Below are 21,630 nucleotides of genomic sequence, written 5' to 3'. Positions count from 1 at the left end.
TCAGCTCCTTGGGGCGGCGACGGCGACGTCGGCGCCGGGGCGCAGGGCCTGCACGCCTTCGGTGACAATCAGATCGCCGGGTTGCAGATCGGCCTCGATCAACACGGCATCGGCGTTGCGTTGCAGAATGCGGACAGGCAGGCGGGCGGCCTTGCCCGCGCGCACCACCCAGACAAAGGCCCCATCACCCCCCCACTGGATGGCCAGAGGGCTGACCGTGGGCACTTCGGCCCCGGTGAAGGTGATCGAGATGCGAAAGGCCATCCCGGCGCGCAGGCTGTCATCGGCATTCGCGATGCTGGCCTGCACCCGCAGGGTGCGGCTGGCCTCGTCCACGCGGTTGTCCACGGCGGTGATCTGCCCGGTGATCGGACGTCCGGGGGCAGAGATCGGCGCGGCCTGCACGGTGTCCCCGGGCGCCACCTGTGCCGCGATGCGCTCGGGCACGCGGAAATCGACGATCAGGGTCGAGCGGTCTTCGATCCGGGTGATCGGGGTGGTGGGGGTCACCAGATCGCCCACCTGCGGCTCGATCAGGCCGATATAGCCTGCCACCGGGGCGGTCAGCCGATGGTCGTCCAGATCGGCCTGCGCGGCTTGCAGGCCCAGTTCGGCGGTGCGCAGGGCAAGTTCGGCGTCTTGGCGCTGCAGGCTGGTGGTGGTGCCAGACCCGGCCAGTTGCGACAGGCGGTCGATGGTTTGCTGGGCATCGGCCAGCATCAGCCGGGCGCGCTCCAGTGCCAGACGGGCGCTTTCGGCATCCAGTTCGGCCAGCACCGCCCCCGCCTCGACCCGGTTGCCGGGGGCGACATGCAGCGCGGTGATGCGCCCGCTGACGCCAAAGGACAGGTCCACCGAATGCGCGCCCCGCGCCGAGCCGATGGCATCGATCACCGTGCTGAGCACCTCTCGTTGCGGCGCGGCGGCCAGAACCTGCACGCCGCCCCCGCCTGCCCCGCCCCGCGCGCCGCCCGGCCCGCCCGAAGGGCTGGCGGCTTCGCCTGCGTCGGGCACCACGCCCAGAGAGGTGAGCGGCGCCAGAAGCCCGGCGCTGTCGAGCCAAGGATGGGTGCCCGGCACAAAGCGCGCGGCCAGCGGCACCGCCACCCCGATGATCACAGCGATGGCCAACAGTTGCGGCACGAGTTTCATATGGGGTCGGCTCCCTTTGGGTCAGACGGTCTGGCGGTGATCCGGCGCGCCGCTGAAGTGGCCCGCGCCTTGCCGCAAGGGCAAGTGACGGGCATGACACCTGATTTCCGCGCCAGATGATAGACCCGGCGCGGCAAAGAGAATGCGGCCTGACACTCTTTTGACCAGATGCAACGAAATTGCCCGAAAGACAGGCCTGTTCGGGCGGCGGGATTTGCGGCACGCGGCGGCTGGACTTGCCCGTATCGGCAGGCAAGGCTGTGACCGCAAGAAGGCATCAGGGAGGGGGCCGCATGGCCGTGAAACCACCGCGCAAGGGGCTTTGGCATATGCTGGACGCCACCGCCTATTCTTGGGCCGGGCTGCGGCGCCTTTTGCGCGAAACCGCCGCGCGGCAGGAACTCATGGGCGGGGCCATGGGCGCGGCCCTGCTGTTTTGGGCGCAAGCGGGGGCGTGGCACTGGCTGGGCTTTGGCGTGCTTTTTGCCGCGCTTCTGGCGGTCGAGGCGCTGAACACCGCGATCGAGGTGGTGATGGACCATGTCTCGCCCGGCTGGTCCGAAGCCGCGCGTCAGGCCAAGGATCTGGGATCTTTGGCCGTCGCGCTGATGATTCTGGCCAATGCGGGCTATATCGGCGCCATCACCCTGATGGCGCTGCGCGGCGGGGTCTGATGTGAGGAGAGAGAGAAGTGGTGGCGAGGGGGGGACTCGAACCCCCGACCCCGTGATTATGAGTCACGTGCTCTAACCAGCTGAGCTACCTAGCCACTGGCGCGGGTCGTATTGCGCCCGCCATCGCGCGTCAAGCCCCATTCGTCAGATTTCCGCATCCTTCCCCTGCGCGCGGGGCTGGTTTCCTGCGGGGGCCGCATGGGCGACCCGAGGACGGCCCGAGGCGGTGACGGTGACGACGGCTTCGATGAACATGCGGCGGCCTTCCACTTCGGCCTCGCGGATGTCGCGGCCTGTGGTCAGGTGCAGATCCACGGCGCCGGCGCGCAGCGCGCGGGCACGGGCCTCTTGCGTCAAGGCCTCGGTCAGCGCGGCAAGGGCGGCCTCCTGATCGGTGAAGACCGCGAGTCCCGAAGGAAGATGCGCGGCAAAGCGGCCTTCGGACGGGCTGGTGAGCGTGCCGGTGGCGCGCTGGCTGACCTGCCCCACCACGGCACCGATGGCATTGGCGACCCCGGCGTGTTCGGGCAGGATCATCTCGCACCCCAAGGCCGCGCCGACCGCGCCGTAATAGGCGGGGGCCGAGGCGCCAAGACCGATCACCGGCACCGCCAGCCGCGCGCTGATCTGCATCACGCCCTGATGCCGCCGCAGGCCTGCCCGCGTCAGACTGTGGCGCGCCAGAACCTCGGGCGACTCCGCCGCAAAGGCCGGGTCTTCGGCAAAGGCCGCTTCCAGCAGGCACTCGGCGGTTTGCCGGGTGAGTTGATCAATGATGCTTTGCGCAAGCTGCGCCGGATCGGTGGCAAAGCGCTCTCCCGCGCCGGTGCGGCGGCGGCCCAAGAGGCGCAGCGCTTTATCCGACGCCTGCGCATCCCAGACATCGAGGCGCCCCAGCGCATGGCTGGCATCCGAAGGCGTGACGCCCGCGATCATCACCAAGCCGCGCGCAACAAGGCGGTCGAGCGCCGCCGCCTCGAGCCGCGAGGTCAGCGCTTGCGCCAGTGGCATCGGCGCGGTGATCCGCGCCAGCAGCGCGGCTTCGCGCGCGGTAAGCCCGCCTTGCCCCCCCGGCATCGGGATCACGAAGCGCCCGTCATGATCGCCCGACACATCCGCCGACAGGGCGCGGTCCAGCGCCGCGTGGACCATGGCCCCCTGCGTCTGCGCCAAAAGCGACACCGGGATCAGCCGGCGCGGACCAAGGCGCAGGCCCCCGGTCAGGCCTTCGGTGATCAGATGCACTTCGGAATCGCCGCCAAGGCCGGTGGTGCGCATCGCCACCGCCTCGACCATGGTGCGCAGGCCGCCCACCCGCGCGCCTTGGGGGTCGATTTCGGGCAGGCCATCACGCAGCAGCGCCACATCGGTGGTGGTGCCGCCGATATCGCTGACCAGCGCATCCGATGCCCCCGTCAGCCAGCGCGCGCCGACGATGCTGGCGGCCGGACCGGACAGGATCGTCTCGATCGGGCGTTCGCGCACCATGGCGGCCGAGATCAGCGCGCCATCGCCGCGCACCACCATCAGGGGGGCTGTGATGCCAAGGCTGGCGAGATGACGCTCGCAGGCAGCGACCAGCCGGTCGATCATGCCGATCAGCCGCGCGTTGAGCACGGCGGTCAGCGCGCGTTTGGGGCCGTTGAGATGGGCCGAGAGTTCGTGGCTACAGGTGACCGGGCGGCCCGTGACGCGGCGGATCAGATCGCGCGCGGCAATTTCATGCGCGGGGTTGCGGGTGGCAAAACGGGCGGCAACGGCGAAGCCCATCACCTGATCGCCGAGCGTGAGCAGGTGATGCTCCAGCGCGGCGAGATCCAAGGGCGCGAGCTCTTGGCCCGCATGGCCATGCCCCCCGGCAAGGCGCAGGATCGGATCGCCCTTGAGTGCCGTATCGAGACCGGCGCGGGCCTCGTCTCCGGCGTCGAAGCCGATGAAGATCAAGGCCACGCGGCCGCCCTGCCCTTCGACCAGCGCATTGGTGGCCAGCGTGGTGGAGAGCGAAACCAGCGCGACCTCGGCCGCGGCCACCCCGGCTTGCGCAAGCGCGGCATCGACGGCGCCGCCGATGCCCACGGCCAGATCATGGCGGGTGGTCAAGGATTTCGCCTTGCCGATGACGCGGGTGGCCTCTGCATCCACGATCACCGCATCGGTATAGGTGCCGCCCGTATCCACGCCCAGAAAATAACCCATCGCCCGCCGATCCTGTTGCCTTGGCTGTCAGCTAGGCCATCGGCGCGCAAAGATCAGCCCCTGTTGCGACATTGGCGGTCGCGGAACGGCCAGAGCGGGCGCTTATCGGTTTGTCACCGTTCCTCGGTGCTTGGGGCCGCGCGCCCGGATTTGCCCTTTGCCGCGCCGGGCGCTAGGCTTTGCGAAAAAGGCGGGGCAAGGCATATGCGGGCAGGATTGATCTTTCTGATGGTGGGGCTGGCGCAGCCGGGCGCCGCGCAATCGCCCAATACCAGCGAAACAGGAAATGTGGCAGAGCAGCGGGAGACCAGCGACATGGGCAGCGAAGAGGGATTCGCAAACTGGCTGACCGGCTTTCGCCCGCGTGCGCTGGAAGCAGGAATCGCGCCCGAGGTGCTGGAGAGGGCGCTGGCGGATGTGCGCTTTGACCCGAAGATTCTGGAGCGTGACCGGAACCAGAGCGAGTTCACCAAGACGATCTGGGACTATCTGGACACGGCTGTCTCGGCCGACAGGATCACGCATGGCAAGGCGGCGCTGGCGCGGCATGACGCGGTGCTGCGCCGGATCGAGGCCGAATTTGGCGTGGACCGGCATGTGGTGGCGGCGATCTGGGGGCTGGAATCGGCCTATGGCAGCTTTCGCGGCGACACGCCCACGATCGGGGCGCTGGCGACGCTGGCCTATGACGGGCGGCGCGCGGCGTTTTTTGAAGAGCAGTTGATCGCGGCCTTGCGGATCGTGGCCAATGGCGATGTGCGCCCGGAGGCGATGCGCGGCAGTTGGGCCGGGGCGATGGGGCACACGCAGTTCATGCCGACCAGCTGGTGGGGCCATGCGGTGGATTTCGACGGCGACGGCAAGCGCGATGTCTGGGGGGATGACCCGACGGATGCACTGGCCTCGGCCGCGGCCTATCTGCGGCATTGGGGCTGGACCACGGGGGCGGTCTGGGGGCTGGAGGTGCGGCTGCCCGAGGGGTTTGACTATGACCAGACCACGGAACGGGTGAGAAAACCCGTGGCCGATTGGGCGGCGCTGGGGGTGGTGCCGATGGCGGGCGGGGATTTGCCCGATCACGGGCTGGCCTCGGTCCTGTTGCCCGGAGGGGCGCGGGGGGCGGCCTTTCTGATCTTTTCCAATTTTCAGGTGATCGAACGCTATAACACTGCCGATGCCTATGTCATCGCGGTGGGCCATCTGGCCGACCGGCTGCGCGGCGGACCGGCGATTGTTGCCGACTGGCCGCGCGACTTGCGCGCGCTGACGCGGGATGAGCGGATCGAGTTGCAAGAGCGGCTGGGCGCAGCCGGGTTTGACCCCAAGGGCGTGGATGGCCGGATCGGGCCGAACACGATTGCGGCGGTGAAAGCGTTTCAGCGGGCGAATGGGATGCGGCCCGATGGCTATGCCAGTCTGGAGATTCTGAACCGCTTGCGCTGAGGGCTGCGGGGGGACGCCTCCGGCGGGAGTATTTCAGAAAGGTGCAAGCCGGGAGGCGGAGGACCAGACGGGCTGACGGTCGCCTGTCATGGCGCGGGCGCTGAACACCGCGCGGGCGATGGCGCGGGCAAGGCAGGTGGCGGCGGCGTGGCCGAGTTGGAAGCTGTCGGTGAGCGGATCAGCAAGGTCGCGTGCGCCCGTGGCGGCGGCAAAGACCAGATCGCCGTCGAGCGGGGTGTGCGAAGGCACCAGCGCGCGGGCCATGCCATCATGGGCGGCGGTGGCCATGCGCTGCGCCTGAGCTTGGGTCAGCCGCGCATCGGTGGCGACAATGGCGATGGTGGTCGATTCGCCCATGCGTTTGTGCGGGAGGGGGACATCGGCGGGGGGCCTGCGGGGGGCGGGGCCGAGGCCGCCGAATTCGGTGCCTTCCTCCCACGGGGCGGCCCAGAAATGGGGGGTGTTGCCCACGGTGGCCGAGCCCAGCGCGTTGACGGCGACGAGCGCGCCGACGGTGAGGCCAGAGGGCAGCACGGCGGAGGCCGAGCCGATCCCGCCTTTCCAGTTTTGCGTGGCGGCCCCATAGCCCGCGCCTGCGGTGCCAAGCACGAACGCGGTGGCGGCGGCGTTAAAGGCGGCGGCCCCCAGCGCGGCATAGGGGTTGCGCGCCCAGGTCTTGTCGCCGCCGTTCAACAGATCAAAGAGGATCGCGCCGGGCACGATGGGCACGCGCTGATCGCCCACCGCAAAGCCGCGCCCCCGCGCGCGCAGCGCATCGGCCACGCCCGAGCAGGCATCAAGCCCAAAGGCCGAGCCGCCTGCGAGCACCAGCGCATCGACCTCTTGCACCAGACGGTCGGGGGCGAGCAGATCGGTTTCCCGCGTGCCGGGCGCGCCGCCCATGACCTGCACCGCCGCTGTGAATGGCCGATCAGCGGTAAGGACCGTGACGCCGGAGCGCAAGCGGGCGTCATGCGACTGGCCGACCAGCAGGCCGGGCACATCGGTGATGAGGTTCTTCGGTCCGGGGCGCATGGGCCAAGGGGGCCGCAAACCGCGCGCTTTGGCAAGCCCTTTCGCCGCCCGCCTGCGCGTGGCAGGGTGCGGCAACAGATCAGGGAGTTGGGCATATGCAAAAGGTGGCGGTGGTAACGGCGGGCGGATCCGGCATGGGGGCGGCTGCGGCGCGCAAGCTGGCGGCAGAGGGCTATGCGGTCAGCATCCTGTCGTCCTCGGGCAAGGGCGAGGCTTTGGCGGTGGAGTTGGGCGGCGTGGGCGTGACCGGGTCCAATCAGGTGCAGGCGGATGTGGAGCGGCTGATCGCCGCCACGATGGAGCGCTTTGGCCGGATTGATGTGCTGGTAAACAGCGCAGGCCACGGGCCCCGCGCGCCCTTGGTCGAGATCACCGATGAGGGCTGGCATCAGGGGTTCGAGATCTATTTCCTGTCGGCGGTGCGCCCCATTCGCGCGGTGACGCCGATCATGGAGGCGCAGGGCAAGGGCGCGATCATCAACATCACCACCTTCGCCACCTTCGAGCCCGACCCGGCCTTCCCGACCAGCGGCGTGGCGCGGGCGGGGCTGGCGGCCTTTACCAAGCTTTATGCCGATCACTATGCCGCCAAGGGCATTCGCATCAACAATGTGCTGCCCGGTTTCATCGACAGCCTGCCCGAGAAGGAGGCGTTTCGCGCCCGCATTCCGATGGGGCGTTATGGCCGCGCGGAGGAGATTGCCGCGACAGTGGCCTTTCTGGCCTCGGACGGGGCGGGCTATATCACCGGGCAGAATCTGCGGGTGGATGGCGGCATCACGCGGTCGGTGTGATGGGGGATGCGCTGAACCTTGCGGGCCGGGGGCTGATCGCGCTGCTGTTTCTGGGCGGGGCGGTGCAGAAACTGGGCGATCCGGCGCCGGTGCAGGCGATGCTGGCGGGGGTGGGCCTGCCGCCTGCGCTGGTCTGGCCGGTGGCGGCGTTCAATCTGGTGGCGGGTCTTGCGCTGCTGCTGGGGCCGCGCGTCGCGCTTTGGGCCGGGGCGCTGGCGGGCTATTGCCTGATGACCAGCTTTTTCCACTGGCAGCTGCGCGCGGACCCGTGGCAGCTGACCATCATGGTCAAGAACTGGGCCATCGCGGGCGGGCTGCTGATCTTGGCCGCGCAAGGGCCGGGGCGCTGGGTGATCTGGCGCTAGGGCGCGCAGGCGCACACGAAGCCTGCCGCAGGCCCCCATTGCCGCGCCGCGGCTGGCATCTTAGGTTTTCGTCCACAACTGGCTCAAACGCATGGGAAACGACATGACCGAAACACCTTATGTTCCGCCAAAGGTCTGGACCTGGGACAAAGACAATGGCGGGAAATTCGCCAGCACCAACCGCCCGATCGCCGGGCCCACGCATGACAAGGACCTGCCGCGCGGGGAGCATCCGTTCCAGCTCTATTCGCTCGCCACACCCAATGGGGTGAAGGTGACGGTGATGTTCGAGGAATTGCTCGAAGCCGGTCATGCCGCCGAATACGATGCTTGGCTGATCAAGATTGGCGATGGCGATCAGTTCGGCTCGGGCTTTGTGGGGGTGAATCCCAATTCCAAGATCCCGGCGCTGATGGATTATTCAGGAGAGACCCCGCTGCGGGTGTTCGAATCGGGGTCGATCCTGATGCATTTGGCGGAAAAGTTCGGGGCCTTCCTGCCGGCCTCGGGGCCAGAGCGCACCGAAGTGCTGAACTGGCTGATGTGGCAGATGGGATCAGCGCCCTTCGTGGGCGGCGGCTTTGGGCATTTCTATGCCTATGCGCCGGAAAAATACGAATATCCCATCAACCGCTATGCGATGGAAACCAAGCGTCAGCTGGATGTGCTGGACCGGCAACTGGCCGAGCATGAATTTGTCGCGGGGGATGCGTATAGCATTGCGGATATGGCGATCTGGCCATGGTATGGCGGCATGGTGCTGGGGCGCGCCTATAATGCGGGCGAGTTTCTGGATGTGACATCCTATAAGCATGTCGTGACATGGGCGGAAAAGATCGATGCCCGGCCTGCCGTGGTGCGCGGCCGCAAGGTGAACCGCAATTGGGGTGAGGCGCATGAGCAGTTGCCCGAGCGGCATTCGGCGGCGGATTTCGACGCGCTGTAACACCTGATGGGGTGCGTGCCCGCACGCACCCTACACCCGAAGCCCCGGCAGGATCTTTGTAAGGTGCGTGCGAGCACGCACCTTTGTCTTGCGGGCCGCGCCCCCCGCAGGCATGATGCGCCTGAGCCGTGGCGATGGCGTCGCCACAGGGACAGCCTCCCGCCGCTTGCGGTTCTGCCGCTTCACGTCCTGTACGCCGGGACCTTTCGGGGTTCCGGGCGATCCGTCCGGCCCCAGACATGAGGTCTGACATGAACCTGATCCGCCCGGACCACTACCGGTTCCACAACGGCCCCGGCAAGGATGCCTTGCCCTTCGAGGTTTCCGAATACGAAGAGCGCCTTGCCGGTTTGCGTGACATACTGGAGTTGCACAGTCTGGATGCCATCGTGCTCACCTCGATGCACAATGTGGCCTATTACTCGGGCTTTCTCTACTGCAGCTTTGGCCGCCCCTATGCCTGCGTCGTCACCCGCAGCGATTGCGTCACCGTCAGCGCGGGCATCGATGCGGGCCAGCCGTGGCGCCGCTCGGTCGGGGACAACATCACCTACACCGATTGGACGCGCGACAATTTCTGGCGGGTGGTGGCCAGCATCACCGGCACCGGCAAGGCCATCGGCTGCGAGGCCGATCATCTGACGATGGAGCGGGCGGACAAGCTCAACAGCTTTCTGAAACCCAAGCGCGGCATGGACATCGCCCCCGCCACCATGCAGCAGCGCATGATGAAATCGCCGGCCGAAATCGCGCTGATCAAGCAGGGCGCCAATGTCGCCGATGTGGGCGGCCATGCCATCCGCGCGGCGATTGCAGTGGGCGCGACCGAGCTTGAAATCAGCATCGCGGGCCGTGACGCGATGGAGCGCGAGATTGCCAAGCGCTTTCCCGATGCCGAATACCGCGACACTTGGGTTTGGTTCCAATCCGGGCTGAACACCGATGGCGCGCATAACCCGGTGACCAACCGCAAGCTCAAGCGCGGCGATATCCTCAGCCTGAACTGCTTTCCGATGATCTCGGGCTATTACACCGCGCTGGAACGCACGCTCTTTGTGGGCGAGGTGGATGCCGCCTCCATGGCGATTTGGCAGCACAACATCGACGCGCATGAATATGGCATGACCTTGCTGCGGCCGGGCGCGTCTTGTGCCGAGATCACCGCCAAGATCAACAGCTTTCTGGCCGAGCGCGACATGCTGCAATACCGGACCTTCGGCTATGGCCACAGCTTTGGCATCCTGTCGCATTACTATGGCCGCGAGGCGGCGCTGGAACTGCGTGAGGATATCGACACCGTGCTGGAGCCCGGCATGGTCATCAGCATGGAACCGATGCTGACCATTCCGCACGGCCAACCCGGCGCGGGCGGCTACCGCGAGCATGATATCTTTGTCATCACCGAAGACGCGCCCGAGGATATCACGCAGTACCCCTATGGGCCCGACTTCAACGTGGTTGAATAGCAGAACAGAAAAAGGCCGGGGTGTTTCCCCGGCCTTTTGACATATGCGACCCGAAGGCTCAGGCGCGTTTGACCAAGCGGATCAGGAACAGCAGGATCACCGCGCCCAGCGTGGCGGCCACGATGGAGCCAAGGACACCGCCGCCAAAGCCCAGACCGATGCGCGGGAACAGGAACCCGGCGAACAGCGCGCCGACGATGCCGACCACGATATTGCCGAGCAGGCCGAATCCGTAGCCCTTGACGATCAGGCCGGCGAGCCAGCCGGCAATGGCGCCGATCAGCAGGATGATAAGAAGTGCTTCGATGGTCATGGGTGTCCCTCTCCTATGGCGGTCTACAGGGCGCGTGCCGCCGGTTTGTGTCTCTGCTCACAAACTCTTGAAGTCATGAAAAGGTTCCCGGCGACTCCTTGCCGCTGCGCAATTTCGCACAAGCGACATGTCGCTGTCATCGCGGCTTCATCAATCCTGCGCAACTCTCCCCCAGATTTTCTGATCGGATAAGGATGATCCGCATGCCGCTTTCCCCCTTTGGCAAGACCCTTGGCCTGACCTCCGCGCTGGCCATCTTTGCTGCCTTCCCCGCGCTGGCCGAGATGAATTTCAACCGCATCGCCAGCTTCGCTACCCCCGCCAATATGGCCGAGGGCGAAGATCTTGCCCGCGCCAGCAGCGCCGAGATCATCTCGGCTTCCGAAGACGGGATGACGCTGGTCTATACCGACAGCCCGCTGGGCGTGATCGGTCTGGTCGACATCACAGACCCGGCGGCCCCCAAACCCTTGGGCAATATCGAGGTGGGCGGCGAGCCGACCACGGCCGTTTTCATCGGCGCGCAGATCTTTGCCGGGGTGAACACCAGCGAAAGCTTTACCAATCCGTCAGGCAAGCTGGTGACCGTGGACCCGGCCACCAAGGCCATCACCGCCGAATGCGACATCGGCGGCCAGCCGGATGCCGTGGCCAAGGCCCCGGACGGGTCTTTCCTCGCCATCGCCATCGAGAATGAACGCGACGAAGACGCGGGCGATGGCGGCCTGCCGCAGATGCCCGCAGGCTATGTGGTGAAACTGCCGGTGGTGAACGGCGCCGCCGATTGCGCCGCGCAAACGCGCATCGATCTGACCGGGCTGGCCGAGATTGGCCCCGAAGACCCGGAGCCGGAATATGTCGATGTGAACGCGAACGGTGAGATTGTCGTCACCTTGCAGGAAAACAACCATATCGTGGTGATCGCCGCCGATGGCAGCATCGCCAGCCATTTCAGCGCCGGAGAGGTGGAGGTGTCGGGCATCGACACCCGGCGCGATGGCCGTCTGGACTTTAGCGAAACCAAGGGCGCCGTCCCGCGCGAGCCCGATGCGATTGCCTGGATCGACGGCGATCACTTTGCCATGGCCAATGAAGGCGACTGGAACGGCGGCACCCGCACATGGTCGATCTTCCGCAAGGATGGCACGCTGGTCTGGGATTCGGGCAATACGCTGGAACGCGCAATTGCCGAAATCGGCCACTACCCCGAACACCGCAGCCACACCAAGGGCGTGGAACTGGAATCGGTGAAGTTTGACACCTTCGACGGTGTGCCGATGGCCTTTGTCGCCTCGGAACGCGCCTCGGTGATCGCGGTCTATGATCTGACCGATCCGGCCGCCCCGGTGCTGCGCCAACTCTTGCCCTCGGGCGTGTCGCCCGAAGGGATCGCCACCCTTCCGGCGCGCAACCTGCTGGTCACCGCCAATGAGGTTGACCTGCGCGAGGATGGCCTCGCCCCGGCGCATGTGATGATCTATGCGCGCAGCGAAGCGCCCGCCGCCTATCCGATGCTGACCAGCGCCGGGTCTGACCCGCTGATCGGCTGGGGCGCCCTGTCGGGCCTGACCGCCGGTGCGGAACCCGGCCAGCTTTATGCCGTATCCGACAGCGTTTATGGCGCGATGCCCCGCATCTATACCATTGACGCCACCCAAACCCCTGCGCGCATCACGGCAGCCCTCGACATCACCCGCGGCGGCGACGCCGCGCAAAAGCTCGACATCGAAGGCATCGCCCCCGATGGCAACGGCGGCTTCTGGCTGGCCTCCGAAGGCCGCAGCGACCGGCTGATCCCGCACGCGATTTACAACGTGAATGACAAAGGCGAGATCACGCAGGAAATCGCCCTGCCCGAGGCGATTTTGCCACAGGAAATCCGCTTCGGCTTTGAAGGCATCACCGTCTCCGGCGACTGGCTGTGGATGGCGGTGCAGCGCGAATGGAAGGATGACCCGAAGGGCATGGTCAAGCTTCTGGCCTATAACACCGCCGAGGAAACCTGGGGTGCCGTGCATTACCCGCTGGATACCCCGGCCGAGGGCGCATGGATGGGCCTGTCAGAAATCACCCTGCACGGCGACTGGGCCTATATCGTGGAACGCGACAACCAGATTGCCGACAAGGCCATGACGAAAAAGCTTTACCGCGTTCCGGCAGCCGCGTTGCAGCCTGCCGAACTGGGCGGCACGCTGCCGGTGGTCAGCAAGGAACTGGTGCGCGACTTCCTGCCCGATCTGGCGGTGCTGAACGGCTATACCGTCGACAAGGTCGAAGGCTTTGCCATCGACGCGGCAGGCACGGGCTGGGTGGTCACCGACAATGACGGCGTGGCCGACTCCTCGGGCGAGACGCTGTTCTGGTCCATCGGCTCTGTCGAGTGAGCCTGCACCACACCTGACACCCGCGCGCCACAGATGGCGACGGAAAGCGACCCGGGAAGGAACCACTTCCCGGGTCTTTTCGTTTGGCAGTCTCGCATGCTAGGTATCGCACGACTCGTATCATAAGGCTGCCAATGTCCTTTGCCCCTCTCAGCCGCCGTGGCTTTCTGGCCCTGTCCGGTTTCGCTGCCCTGTCGGCCTGTGCGCCAGCCGCACCCGGCGCCGACCAATCCCCCTCGCCTTTTGCCGGATTCCTGCCCGGCTATGGCCCGATCTTTGACAGCGGCTTTGCCCTGCCGGGGATCGACCCGAAATACACCCAAGGCCCGAACCGCCGCATCACGGGCCAGTATCTGGGCGAACAGCCCATCGGCACCATCGATGTCGATCCTTATTCCAAGTTCCTGTATTTCGTCCGCGAAGGCGCGAACTCGGTGCGCTATCCCGTGGGTGTGGGCCGTGCAGGCCTTGCCTTCGCTGGCAATGGCGTGATCCAGATGAAGCGCAAATGGCCCGGCTGGACCCCCACCCAGAACATGATCCGGCGTGAGCCGGATGTGTATGGCCCCTTTGCCAAGGGCATTCCGGGCGGTCTGCGCAGCCCGCTGGGCGCACGCGCGCTTTATTTGTTCAAAGGTGGCCGCGACACCTATTTCCGCATCCACGGCACGTCAGATGTGGAATCCATCGGCAATTCCGGCTCGGCAGGCTGTATCCGCATGTTCAATCAGGACATCATCGACCTGTTTGAAATGGTGCCGATCGGCACCCCGGTGCATGTGCGCACCGAAGCGGAATCGCTGCGCGTTGATCCCGAGAATTTTGGCCGTGGCGTCGATCTGCCTTCGCGCACCGTCGACCCCGAGCTGATCTACGGCCCCAACGCCGATACCCGCGCCCCGGTGTTTGACGATCCGCGCGATGGCGCGCCCGTCACCGCCGGCGATTTCGTCACGCTGTAAATCCGGGCGCTGCCGGTGGCCCTCGGCCATGGGCAGCGTCCTTTTTCTTTTCTTTCGCGGCGGCCCCGGCAATAGTCCGTTGCATGATGCCCCAGCGCCCCCTTTGGCTGATCGCCGCCCCTGCCGTGTTCCTTGTTCTGTGGTCGGCCGGGTTCGCGGTGGCCAAGCTGGGCCTGACCCATGCCGAACCCATGACCCTGCTGGCCTTGCGCTACTGTCTTGTCCTGCTGGTGCTGTTGCCCTTTGTGGTGTTTTTGCGCCCTCCGATGCCTGCGAACTTGCGCGGCTGGGTCGATGTCGCGGTGGTCGGCTTTCTGATTCAGGTGGGATACTTCGGCCTGTGCTATCTGGCCTTCAAATCCGGCGTCTCCGCCGCCGGGGTGGCCATCGTGGTCTGCCTGCAACCGATCCTTGTCGCGCTGATCGCCCCCCGTTTCGTGGGCGAAACCGTCAGCCGCCGGGCATGGATGGGGCTTGGCCTTGGGCTCGCCGGGGCCTTGGTGGTGATCCTTGCACGCGCGCAGGTGCAGGCAGAAAGCCCTTGGGGCCTGCTCGCCGCCGGTGGCGGGCTCTTGGGGATTACCGCAGGCACGCTTTATGAAAAGCGTTTTGGCATCCGCCAGCACCCTGTGACCTCGAACCTGATCCAATATGCGGTGGGCGCGGGCTTTACCCTGCCGCTGGCGCTGATGACCGAAAGCCTTGCCATCCGGTGGGACGGGGAATTCATCGCGGTCATGGCCTATCTGGTGATCGGCAATTCGCTGCTGGCCATGTCGCTTTTGCTCGCCATGATCCGCGCCGGAGAGGTCAGCCGCGTCTCGGCCTTGTTCTACCTTGTTCCCGCCATGTCGGCGCTCTTTGCATGGCCGCTTCTGGGCGAGGCGATGCCGCCCTTGGCTTGGGCCGGTCTGGCGCTGGCCGGGGTCGGGGTGGCCATGGCCAGCCGCAAGGCAAAGGCCTAGGCCCGGATCACGTAATCCTTCAGCGTGGTCTCCACCACCTCCCACACGCCGGTGAACCCGGGCCGGATGATATAGCTGTCCCCGGCCCGCAAATGGGTTTCCGATCCATCTTCGCCGCGCAGGATGGAATGGCCTTGCAAGATACGGATATACTCCCATTCATCATAAGACACGCGCCACGCGCCGGGGGTGGATTGCCACAGCCCGCAATACAGCCCCCCCACCTCTTCGATGTTCCAAGTGGTGTGCACCGGATCGCCTGCCACCACCTTGGCCGGATCGGGCCGCGTGTCTTCGGGGGGTGTGGCATCGCGGCTGACGCGTTGGATCAGGCTCATCTCAGGCTCCGTTTGCGGGGTGATGCCATGGGGCACGGCGCGCGCCGTCACGTCAAGCCCGCCCGATGTGCCGCAGTGCGGCGCAATATTCTTGCGCATCTGCGCAGGCTGATGCACTGATGGCGGGCAGTTTATGGATGCCCCTCCCTCGGGGCTTCACAGGCAGGAGACGATCATGAGCGCGACTTCCCCCGTTCGCCCGGTGCTGCCGCCCGATATCAAGGCCCGCAAGGGCGGGCAGCCTTTGGTGGTGCTGACCGCCTATACCACGCCGATGGCGCGTCTGGTCGATCCGCATTGCGATGTGGCGCTGGTGGGAGATTCGCTGGGCATGGTGCTGCATGGCATGCCCTCGACCGTGGGCGTGACGATGGAGATGATGATCCTGCATGGCCGCGCGGTGGTGCGGGGCCTGTCGCGCGCGATGGCGGTGATCGACATGCCCTTCGGCAGCTATGAGGAAAGCCCGCAACAGGCCTATCGCAACGCCGCCCGGCTTATGGCGGAAACCGGCGCGCCCTCGGTCAAGCTCGAAGGCGGCCAGCATATGGCTGAAACCATCGCTTTCCTGACCGCGCGCGGAGTGCCGGTCATGGCGCATATCGGCCTCACGCCACAGGCGGTGAACACGCTGGGCGGCTATAAGGTGGTGGGCCGCGACGCCGAGGCCGACAAGGTCATGGCCGATGCCCGGGCGTGCGAGGCTGCGGGCGCCTTTGCCATCGTGCTGGAAAAGGTGCCGCAGGGCCTGACGGGGCGCATCACGGCGGCGCTGTCGATCCCCACCATCGGCATCGGGGCCGGGGTCGATTGCGACGGGCAGGTGCTGGTGATCGATGACATGCTGGGCCTCTTCACCGATTTCCGCCCGAAATTCGTCAAACGCTATGCCGAGCTTGGCAAACTCGCCGATGCCGCCATCGCCGAATACGCCGCCGAGGTGCGGGCCCGCAGCTTCCCCGGCCCCGAACACGCCTTTGCCGATGTGCTGCCCGCAAAGGCCAAATCGTGAGCACGCCCGTGATTGTCCGCACGGTCGAGGCGCTGCGCGCCCACACCCGCGCATGGCGTGCGGCGGGGGAGGTCATCGGCGTCGTGCCCACGATGGGCGCCTTGCATGACGGCCACCTCAGCCTTGCCCGCGCCGCACGGCGCGACTGCGACCGGGTGATCACCACGATTTTCGTGAACCCGATGCAGTTCAACAACCCCGATGACCTGCTGAAATACCCCCGCACCGAAGAGGCCGATGCCGCCCTTTTGGCGACGGTTCCGGTGGATCTGATCTTCGCCCCCGCGCGCGAAGAGGTTTATCCCGATGGCTTCAAGACCACGGTTTCGGTCGCGGGCGTGTCCGAACCGCTCGAAGGCCGGATGCGGCCGGGCCATTTCGACGGGGTGGCCACGGTGGTCACCAAGCTCTTTGGCATGACGATGGCCGATCGCGGCTATTTCGGCCAGAAGGACTGGCAGCAATTGCAGGTGGTGCTGCGGCTGGTGCGCGACCTGAACCTCGCGGTGCAGATCGTCGGCTGCGAAACCATCCGCGAGCCGGATGGGCTGGCCATGTCCTCGCGCAATGTGCGGCTGACGCCGGCGGGCCGCGCCCGCGCCAGCGTGCTTTACACCGCCATCACCGCCGCGGCCGAGGATATCCGCGCCGGGCAATCCGACCGCATGGCCATCCGCGAAGCCGCCGAGGCGATCCGCGCCGCAGGCTTTGACCGGGTGGAATATATCGAGTTGCGCGACGCCGCCACGCTGATGCCCTCAGACGACCCCGCCAGCCCGCGCCGCATGCTCGCCGCCGCCTGGCTCGACGGGGTGCGCCTCATCGACAACATACCGGTGTAAACGCTCCGCATGGGGGTCACGATGCGCCCCCCTGCCCCCGTCATCTGTTCCTAAATATCCCGGGTTGCTCATTGGTTTCGCCATTGGTTCGAGAAACCAATGAGCAGGGGGCAGAGCCCCAGTCTACACTTGCCCTCATATCCCGCTCGCAAAGCGCCCATAAGCCCCTTGCGAAAACACCAGCGGTTCGCCCGCGCGGTAGGCCGCGCGCAGCACGCGGCCCACCACGATCAGGTGATCGCCGCCGTCATGTGTGGCGTGTTGCACGCAGTCGAACTGCGCCAGCGCGCCCGTGATCAGCGGCACGCCTTCGGCGCTGATCTCATGGCTCAGCCCGTCAAATCCCGCTCCGCCGCGGCCAAAGCGCGGCAGCCATTCGCTATGGGCAGCGTCCAGCACATGAATCGCATAGTGCTGAGCGGTCGCAAAATGCGCAAAGCGGCTGGAGGCTTTCGCGGGCGACCACAGCACCAGCGCCGGGTCCAGCGACACGGCAGCAAAGCTGTTGGCCAGAAACCCCATCGGCCCCATGGGCGTCGCACAGGTCACCAGCGTGACGCCGGTGGCAAAGCGCCCCAGCGCATCGCGAAAGGCACGCGGGTTGCCTTCGGGGGTAAATTGCACCTCGGTCCTCATCGCTCCATCCGCCATCGCACCCTCTGCCGTCACGGCACTTCATGTCCCATGGCATGGGTGTAGAGCTCGAACCACGTCTGGCGATCCATTTCCACCCGGCAGGCATCAGAAAGTTTTCCGATGCGCTCCAGACTGTTGGTGCCCATCACCGGCAGGATGCATGCCGGGTGCCGCAACAGCCATGCCACCGCCACCGCCGACCAATCGGTCCCCTGCTCCGCCCCGATCCGGTGCAGCGCATCGCGCAGGCGCAGATCAGCGCCCGAGAGCAGGCTCCCGCCTGCCAGCGGGCTCCACGCCATCAGCGGCTGACCATGGCGCTGGTGAAAGGCCACGTCGCCATTGGTGAACCCGTGATGTGCGCGCAGGCTCAACTCGATCTGGTTGGTCACCAGCGGCGTCTGCATCCCCGATTGCAGCAGCTCCACATCCCAAGGGCGGAAGTTCGACACGCCCACGCTGCGCACCTTGCCGCTGGCGACCAGCGCATCGAGCGCCGGGCCAGTGTCGGACGGGTCCATCAGCGGATCGGGACGGTGGATCAGCAAAAGGTCAACCCGGTCGGTCGCCATATCGCGCAGACTCGCCTCGACACTCGCGGTGATATGCGCGGCACTGGTGTCGTAATACTTCACCCGCGCGGCGGCATGGCGGCCTGCGGGGGCGACGATATCGCATTTGGTCACAATCTCGATCTGGTCGCGCAAACCGGGCGCCGCGCGCAAGGCCGCGCCAAAGATCGCCTCGGCGGTATAGCCGCCATAGATGTCGGCCTGATCCATGGTGGTGATGCCTTGGGCAAGGCAGGCCTCGATCTTGGCCTGCACATGGGCGGGGGCGGTGTTGTCATCATCGCCCAGCCGCCACATGCCATAGACAAGGCGAGAGAGCGAGACGTCGGGCGAAAGGGCAATCTTTTCCATCAGCGGCGGGGTCCGTTTCCAAGGGGGGTGGCAGGCGTGGCGGCAGGCACGCGGCCATATTCATGAGGCAAAGAACAGGTTTTCAACTGCGGCAGCACCTTGGTGCCGAAATGGTCACATTCATCCAGATGAGGATAGCCCGAAAAGATGAAAGCCCGAATGCCCATCTTGCGATACTCTTCGATCTGGGTCAGCACCTGATCGGTCGATCCGACCAGCGCCGCCCCGCAGCCCGACCGCGCGCGGCCGATCCCTGTCCAGAGATGTGGCTCGATATAACCGAACTGATCGGCCAGTTCGCGCGCCCGCGCCTGATGCGCCACACCCAGCGAGATGGAATCATGCGCGCGGTCGCGGATCAGCTTGCCGTATTCGTCATCCAGCTTGCTGGCGATATGCTCGGCATAGTCGCGCGCCTCGGCCTCCGTGTCGCGCACGATCATGTGGACGCGCAACCCGTAATCCAGCGTGCGGCCATGGGCTTCGGCGCGGGCGTGCACGTCGCGCATCCGCTGCGCCAGCATGTCCTTGGTTTCCGGCCACATCAGATACACGTCGCATTGCGCGCCGCACAGCTCCAGCGCATCGGGAGAATAGCCGCCGAAGTAAAGCAGCGGCCCGCCGTTCTGTTGGTAGGGCCGCGCGGGGTCGGCGGAAACCTTGCTGATCTGGTAAACCTCGCCCGCATATTCGATGTGATCCCGCGTCCAGGCCTGGCGCAGGATCTCCACCACCTCATGGCTGCGCTTGTAGCGAAAGGCGCTTGGCGCCACCTCGCCCGGAAAGTCGGAACTGATCACGTTCAGCGTCAGCCGCCCTTGCAGCATATGGTCCAGCGTGGCCACGGTGCGCGCCAGCATCACCGGCTGCATCTCGCCGCAGCGGATGGCGGCCAGAAAGTTGATGCGATCGGTGATCGGCGCGCAGCCCGCCACGAAAGACAGCGTGTCCTGCCCGACCTGATAGGACGACGGGCACAGGATGTTGCGAAAGCCATGGGTTTCGGCCCGTTTCACGATGGTTGAGCAGTGATCCCAGCTTGACCGCAAGGCCGGGTCCGGCACGCCCAGAAACTGGTAATCGTCCGAACACAGCGCGGCAAACCAGCTGACCTCGCTCGCGTCCAGATCGGCCGAGGTGACGGGCACCACTGTCATCGCATTCCCCTTCCCTAAAGCCCCGGCGCGCGCATCTTGCGGGCGGGATGTATCTTTGCCCTTGCGTAGCACCGGGATTTCTATAGATCAATCCTATATCAATTTACGGCCTCTCCGATGTCCCTCTCTGGCGCGCTGCCGCTTTATCAGCAGATCACCGAGCTTTTGATCCGCGACATCGCAGCGGGGCGGCTTCTGGATGGCCAGCGCCTGCCGCCCGAACGCGAGATGGCGGCAGAGCTTGGCATCGCGGTGGGCACCTTGCGGCAGGCCTTGCAGGCGCTCGCCGACAAAGGTCTGGTGGAGCGGCGGCAGGGTTCGGGGAACTACATCCGCGCCAAGGCCGACCCGGGCTCTGTCTATGCTCTGTTCCGGCTGGAACTGACGGCGGGCGGCGGCCTGCCCACCGCGCGGGTGCTCTCGGTGGACCGGCTGCCCAAGGACCAAGGCCTGCCCGCCTTTGTCAGCAGCGCCGAAGGCCATCGCATCCGTCGCCTGCGCCTGTTGTCGGGCGTGGTGGCGGCGGTCGAGGAGATCTGGCTGGACGCAGCGCTGGTGGCGCACGTCGCCCCCGAGGATCTGTCAGAGTCGCTTTACCTTTACTACCGTCAACGGCTGAACCTGTGGATCGCACAGGCGGAAGACCGGGTGGGGCTTGGCCCTCTGCCCGAGTGGGCGCCCGCCGCCTTTCCGCACCCCCCCGGCACGCCGCTGCCCAAGATCACCCGCATCGCCCGGGCGCAGGACGGCCGCTCGGTCGAAGCGTCCTTCACCTGGTATGACCCTGACCGCGTGGCCTATGTGGCCCGCCTGAAATGAGGCTGATATGGATACGGCAGATATGGATCTGAGATATGGCATCATCGGCTGCGGCATGATGGGGCAAGAGCATCTGCGCAACATCGCGCTGATCCCCGGCGCCCGGGTGGCGGCGATTTTCGAGCCTGATGCCGCCATGCGCGCGCGGGCGGCAGAGTTGGCCCCGGACGCGGTGATGATGGACAGCCTTGCCGATGTGGTGGCGCATCCGGCGGTGAACTGCCTGCTGATCGTCTCGCCCAATTATCTGCATCTGGCGCAGCTCGAAGAGATCGCATCGATCCGGCCCTTGCCGATCCTGTGCGAAAAGCCGCTGTTCACCGACCCGGCCGAGGCCCCCCGTCTGGCTGCGCTCCGCGCCGCCTATCCGGCACCGATCTGGGTGGCGATGGAATACCGCTACATGCCCCCCGTCGCGCATCTGATCGCGCAAGCGCAGGCGGCCACGGGCGGCATCAAGATGCTGACCATCCGCGAACACCGCTTTCCCTTTCTGGAAAAGGTGGGCGACTGGAACCGCTTCAACCGCAACACCGGCGGCACGCTGGTGGAAAAATGCTGCCATTTCTTCGATCTGATGCGCCTGATCGCCGGCTGTGACCCGGTGCGGGTGATGGCATCGGCGGGCCAGGCGGTGAACCATCTGGACGAGCGCTATGAGGGCCAGACGCCTGACATCTGGGACAATGCCTATGTGATCGTGGACTTTGAAAGCGGCCTGCGCGCGATGCTGGAACTGTGCATGTTCGCCGAAGGCGCGCGCTATCAGGAAGAGATTGCCGCCGTGGGGCCCAAGGGCAAGATCGACTGTCTGGTGCCCGGTCCGGGCCGGTTCTGGCCCGCGCATCTGGGCGAGCCCCCGGTGCCGCAGGTGATCGTCAGCCCGCGCGCCCCCAAAGGCCCGCAGGTGCTGGAGGTGCCGGTGGACCCGGCGCTGCTGGCCGCGGGCGATCACAATGGCAGCACCTTTTACCAGCATCAGGGCTTTGCCCGCGTGGTGCGCGGCGCGCAAAGCCCCGAGGTGAGCCTGCTGGACGGCTGGTGGGCGGTGGCGATGGGCATGGCCGCGCAGGAAAGTGCGCGCACAGGCCAAGCGGTGGACCTGACCCGCGCCGCATATGCCCCGAAGCGGCCCGCCTGATCCACTGGCGTGATCCGGCGGTGCCCCCGCGAAGGGCGGGGGCAAGCCGATGGTGCGGGGGGCTCCG

At 66.2% G+C, this 21,630-nt stretch carries 21 protein-coding genes and 1 tRNA gene; 13 read left to right on the top strand and 9 right to left on the bottom strand.

Annotation, left to right across the window (positions count from 1 at the left end):
- Complete coding sequence (locus CUR21_RS14960; RefSeq protein ID WP_100197851.1) at positions 1–1,152, bottom strand: efflux RND transporter periplasmic adaptor subunit; 1,152 nt, start codon at positions 1,150–1,152, stop codon at positions 1–3.
- 293 nt (positions 1,153–1,445) lie between these two features.
- Between CUR21_RS14960 and CUR21_RS14955 the strand changes: the two genes are divergently transcribed.
- Entirely contained in the window at positions 1,446–1,826 is a 381-nt protein-coding gene (locus tag CUR21_RS14955; RefSeq protein ID WP_100197850.1) for a diacylglycerol kinase, read from the top strand.
- Positions 1,827–1,844: 18 nt separating this feature from the next.
- On the opposite strand, the gene CUR21_RS14950 is transcribed toward CUR21_RS14955, so the two are convergent.
- Both CUR21_RS14950 and CUR21_RS14945 read right to left on the bottom strand, forming a co-directional pair.
- A tRNA-Met gene (locus tag CUR21_RS14950) sits at positions 1,845–1,921 on the bottom strand.
- 49 nt (positions 1,922–1,970) lie between these two features.
- Positions 1,971–4,022, bottom strand: a complete 2,052-nt coding sequence (locus tag CUR21_RS14945) for a hydantoinase/oxoprolinase N-terminal domain-containing protein (RefSeq protein ID WP_100197849.1) — start codon at positions 4,020–4,022, stop codon at positions 1,971–1,973.
- Between the two features lie 204 nt (positions 4,023–4,226).
- On the opposite strand from CUR21_RS14945, the gene CUR21_RS14940 reads away from it, so the two are divergent.
- The gene (locus CUR21_RS14940) at positions 4,227–5,465 is read left to right on the top strand and encodes a lytic murein transglycosylase (protein WP_100197848.1); all 1,239 of its coding nucleotides are present in this window, start codon (positions 4,227–4,229) and stop codon (positions 5,463–5,465) included.
- Positions 5,466–5,498: 33 nt separating this feature from the next.
- Here CUR21_RS14940 and CUR21_RS14935 read toward each other — a convergent pair whose 3' ends face one another.
- A complete protein-coding gene (locus CUR21_RS14935) occupies positions 5,499–6,500 on the bottom strand; it encodes a P1 family peptidase (protein ID WP_100197847.1) in 1,002 nt (333 codons plus the stop codon).
- Positions 6,501–6,595: 95 nt separating this feature from the next.
- On the opposite strand from CUR21_RS14935, the gene CUR21_RS14930 reads away from it, so the two are divergent.
- From CUR21_RS14930 to CUR21_RS14915, 4 genes are all read left to right on the top strand, one after another.
- Complete coding sequence (locus CUR21_RS14930; protein ID WP_100197846.1) at positions 6,596–7,294, top strand: SDR family oxidoreductase; 699 nt, start codon at positions 6,596–6,598, stop codon at positions 7,292–7,294.
- Positions 7,294–7,659 carry a DoxX family protein gene (locus CUR21_RS14925; protein WP_100197845.1) on the top strand — a complete coding sequence of 122 codons (366 nt, stop codon included), beginning with the start codon at positions 7,294–7,296 and terminating at the stop codon, positions 7,657–7,659. Before CUR21_RS14930 ends, CUR21_RS14925 begins: the two co-directional genes overlap by 1 nt.
- A gap of 103 nt (positions 7,660–7,762) precedes the next feature.
- A complete protein-coding gene (yghU, locus tag CUR21_RS14920; protein WP_100197844.1) occupies positions 7,763–8,605 on the top strand; it encodes a glutathione-dependent disulfide-bond oxidoreductase in 843 nt (280 codons plus the stop codon).
- Positions 8,606–8,856: 251 nt separating this feature from the next.
- Complete coding sequence (locus CUR21_RS14915) at positions 8,857–10,071, top strand: M24 family metallopeptidase (protein ID WP_369802535.1); 1,215 nt, start codon at positions 8,857–8,859, stop codon at positions 10,069–10,071.
- A gap of 58 nt (positions 10,072–10,129) precedes the next feature.
- Here the strand turns inward: CUR21_RS14915 and CUR21_RS14910 are convergent, their stop codons facing one another.
- A complete protein-coding gene (locus CUR21_RS14910) occupies positions 10,130–10,384 on the bottom strand; it encodes a GlsB/YeaQ/YmgE family stress response membrane protein (RefSeq protein WP_100197843.1) in 255 nt (84 codons plus the stop codon).
- Between the two features lie 203 nt (positions 10,385–10,587).
- Here CUR21_RS14910 and CUR21_RS14905 point away from each other — a divergent pair, with 203 nt between their 5' ends.
- From CUR21_RS14905 to CUR21_RS14895, 3 genes are all read left to right on the top strand, one after another.
- A complete protein-coding gene (locus CUR21_RS14905) occupies positions 10,588–12,768 on the top strand; it encodes an esterase-like activity of phytase family protein (RefSeq protein WP_100197842.1) in 2,181 nt (726 codons plus the stop codon).
- A gap of 134 nt (positions 12,769–12,902) precedes the next feature.
- A complete protein-coding gene (locus tag CUR21_RS14900; protein ID WP_100197841.1) occupies positions 12,903–13,730 on the top strand; it encodes a L,D-transpeptidase in 828 nt (275 codons plus the stop codon).
- A gap of 83 nt (positions 13,731–13,813) precedes the next feature.
- On the top strand, positions 13,814–14,695 hold the full coding sequence (locus CUR21_RS14895; protein WP_232622816.1) for a DMT family transporter: 882 nt from the start codon (positions 13,814–13,816) through the stop codon (positions 14,693–14,695).
- Here CUR21_RS14895 and CUR21_RS14890 read toward each other — a convergent pair.
- Positions 14,692–15,033 (bottom strand): cupin domain-containing protein, encoded by a 342-nt coding sequence (locus CUR21_RS14890; RefSeq protein WP_100197900.1) that lies wholly within the window; start codon positions 15,031–15,033, stop codon positions 14,692–14,694. The genes CUR21_RS14895 and CUR21_RS14890 overlap by 4 nt on opposite strands.
- Before the next feature lie 175 nt (positions 15,034–15,208).
- Here CUR21_RS14890 and panB point away from each other — a divergent pair, with 175 nt between their 5' ends.
- Positions 15,209–16,045, top strand: a complete 837-nt coding sequence (gene panB / locus CUR21_RS14885) for a 3-methyl-2-oxobutanoate hydroxymethyltransferase (protein WP_100197840.1) — start codon at positions 15,209–15,211, stop codon at positions 16,043–16,045.
- Positions 16,042–16,887: a pantoate--beta-alanine ligase gene (panC, locus tag CUR21_RS14880; protein ID WP_100197839.1), complete on the top strand. Its 846-nt coding sequence runs from the start codon at positions 16,042–16,044 to the stop codon at positions 16,885–16,887. The genes panB and panC overlap by 4 nt, the downstream gene beginning before the upstream one ends.
- Positions 16,888–17,022: 135 nt before the next feature.
- Here panC and CUR21_RS14875 read toward each other — a convergent pair whose 3' ends face one another.
- From CUR21_RS14875 to CUR21_RS14865, 3 genes are read right to left on the bottom strand one after another with little or no spacing between them, the layout of a single operon-like run.
- Positions 17,023–17,523, bottom strand: coding sequence for a flavin reductase family protein (locus CUR21_RS14875; protein ID WP_100197899.1), 501 nt, complete (start codon positions 17,521–17,523; stop codon positions 17,023–17,025).
- Between the two features lie 29 nt (positions 17,524–17,552).
- Entirely contained in the window at positions 17,553–18,446 is an 894-nt protein-coding gene (locus CUR21_RS14870; protein WP_100197838.1) for an aldo/keto reductase family oxidoreductase, read from the bottom strand.
- Positions 18,446–19,603: an LLM class flavin-dependent oxidoreductase gene (locus CUR21_RS14865; protein ID WP_100197837.1), complete on the bottom strand. Its 1,158-nt coding sequence runs from the start codon at positions 19,601–19,603 to the stop codon at positions 18,446–18,448. Before CUR21_RS14865 ends, CUR21_RS14870 begins: the two co-directional genes overlap by 1 nt.
- 117 nt (positions 19,604–19,720) lie before the next feature.
- Between CUR21_RS14865 and CUR21_RS14860 the strand changes: the two genes are divergently transcribed.
- Together CUR21_RS14860 and CUR21_RS14855 are read left to right on the top strand one after the other, a co-directional pair.
- Positions 19,721–20,422, top strand: coding sequence for a GntR family transcriptional regulator (locus tag CUR21_RS14860; protein WP_100197836.1), 702 nt, complete (start codon positions 19,721–19,723; stop codon positions 20,420–20,422).
- Between the two features lie 7 nt (positions 20,423–20,429).
- The gene (locus tag CUR21_RS14855; protein WP_232622815.1) at positions 20,430–21,563 is read left to right on the top strand and encodes a Gfo/Idh/MocA family protein; all 1,134 of its coding nucleotides are present in this window, start codon (positions 20,430–20,432) and stop codon (positions 21,561–21,563) included.
- Positions 21,564–21,630 lie beyond the last annotated feature (67 nt).

It is taken from the genome of Pseudorhodobacter sp. MZDSW-24AT (assembly GCF_002794355.1).
GTDB lineage: Bacteria > Pseudomonadota > Alphaproteobacteria > Rhodobacterales > Rhodobacteraceae > Pseudotabrizicola.
The sequence above is the reverse complement of the archived record's forward strand: the minus strand, read 5'-3'. Positions and strand labels throughout refer to the sequence as shown.

What these genes read in the sequence shown, in the direction of transcription:
- panB (WP_100197840.1), top strand. Translation starts at nt 15,209, where the DNA reads ATGAGCGCGACTTCCCCCGTTCGCCCGGTGCTGCCGCCCGATATCAAG.
- CUR21_RS14900 (WP_100197841.1), top strand. Translation starts at nt 12,903, where the DNA reads ATGTCCTTTGCCCCTCTCAGCCGCCGTGGCTTTCTGGCCCTGTCCGGT.
- CUR21_RS14935 (WP_100197847.1), bottom strand. Translation starts at nt 6,500, where the DNA reads ATGCGCCCCGGACCGAAGAACCTCATCACCGATGTGCCCGGCCTGCTG.
- CUR21_RS14945 (WP_100197849.1), bottom strand. Translation starts at nt 4,022, where the DNA reads ATGGGTTATTTTCTGGGCGTGGATACGGGCGGCACCTATACCGATGCG.
- CUR21_RS14860 (WP_100197836.1), top strand. Translation starts at nt 19,721, where the DNA reads ATGTCCCTCTCTGGCGCGCTGCCGCTTTATCAGCAGATCACCGAGCTT.
- CUR21_RS14910 (WP_100197843.1), bottom strand. Translation starts at nt 10,384, where the DNA reads ATGACCATCGAAGCACTTCTTATCATCCTGCTGATCGGCGCCATTGCC.
- CUR21_RS14930 (WP_100197846.1), top strand. Translation starts at nt 6,596, where the DNA reads ATGCAAAAGGTGGCGGTGGTAACGGCGGGCGGATCCGGCATGGGGGCG.
- CUR21_RS14870 (WP_100197838.1), bottom strand. Translation starts at nt 18,446, where the DNA reads ATGGAAAAGATTGCCCTTTCGCCCGACGTCTCGCTCTCTCGCCTTGTC.
- CUR21_RS14960 (WP_100197851.1), bottom strand. Translation starts at nt 1,152, where the DNA reads ATGAAACTCGTGCCGCAACTGTTGGCCATCGCTGTGATCATCGGGGTG.
- CUR21_RS14895 (WP_232622816.1), top strand. Translation starts at nt 13,814, where the DNA reads ATGATGCCCCAGCGCCCCCTTTGGCTGATCGCCGCCCCTGCCGTGTTC.
- CUR21_RS14855 (WP_232622815.1), top strand. Translation starts at nt 20,430, where the DNA reads ATGGATACGGCAGATATGGATCTGAGATATGGCATCATCGGCTGCGGC.
- CUR21_RS14925 (WP_100197845.1), top strand. Translation starts at nt 7,294, where the DNA reads ATGGGGGATGCGCTGAACCTTGCGGGCCGGGGGCTGATCGCGCTGCTG.
- CUR21_RS14940 (WP_100197848.1), top strand. Translation starts at nt 4,227, where the DNA reads ATGCGGGCAGGATTGATCTTTCTGATGGTGGGGCTGGCGCAGCCGGGC.
- CUR21_RS14890 (WP_100197900.1), bottom strand. Translation starts at nt 15,033, where the DNA reads ATGAGCCTGATCCAACGCGTCAGCCGCGATGCCACACCCCCCGAAGAC.
- yghU (WP_100197844.1), top strand. Translation starts at nt 7,763, where the DNA reads ATGACCGAAACACCTTATGTTCCGCCAAAGGTCTGGACCTGGGACAAA.
- CUR21_RS14865 (WP_100197837.1), bottom strand. Translation starts at nt 19,603, where the DNA reads ATGACAGTGGTGCCCGTCACCTCGGCCGATCTGGACGCGAGCGAGGTC.
- CUR21_RS14875 (WP_100197899.1), bottom strand. Translation starts at nt 17,523, where the DNA reads ATGAGGACCGAGGTGCAATTTACCCCCGAAGGCAACCCGCGTGCCTTT.
- CUR21_RS14905 (WP_100197842.1), top strand. Translation starts at nt 10,588, where the DNA reads ATGCCGCTTTCCCCCTTTGGCAAGACCCTTGGCCTGACCTCCGCGCTG.
- CUR21_RS14915 (WP_369802535.1), top strand. Translation starts at nt 8,857, where the DNA reads ATGAACCTGATCCGCCCGGACCACTACCGGTTCCACAACGGCCCCGGC.
- CUR21_RS14955 (WP_100197850.1), top strand. Translation starts at nt 1,446, where the DNA reads ATGGCCGTGAAACCACCGCGCAAGGGGCTTTGGCATATGCTGGACGCC.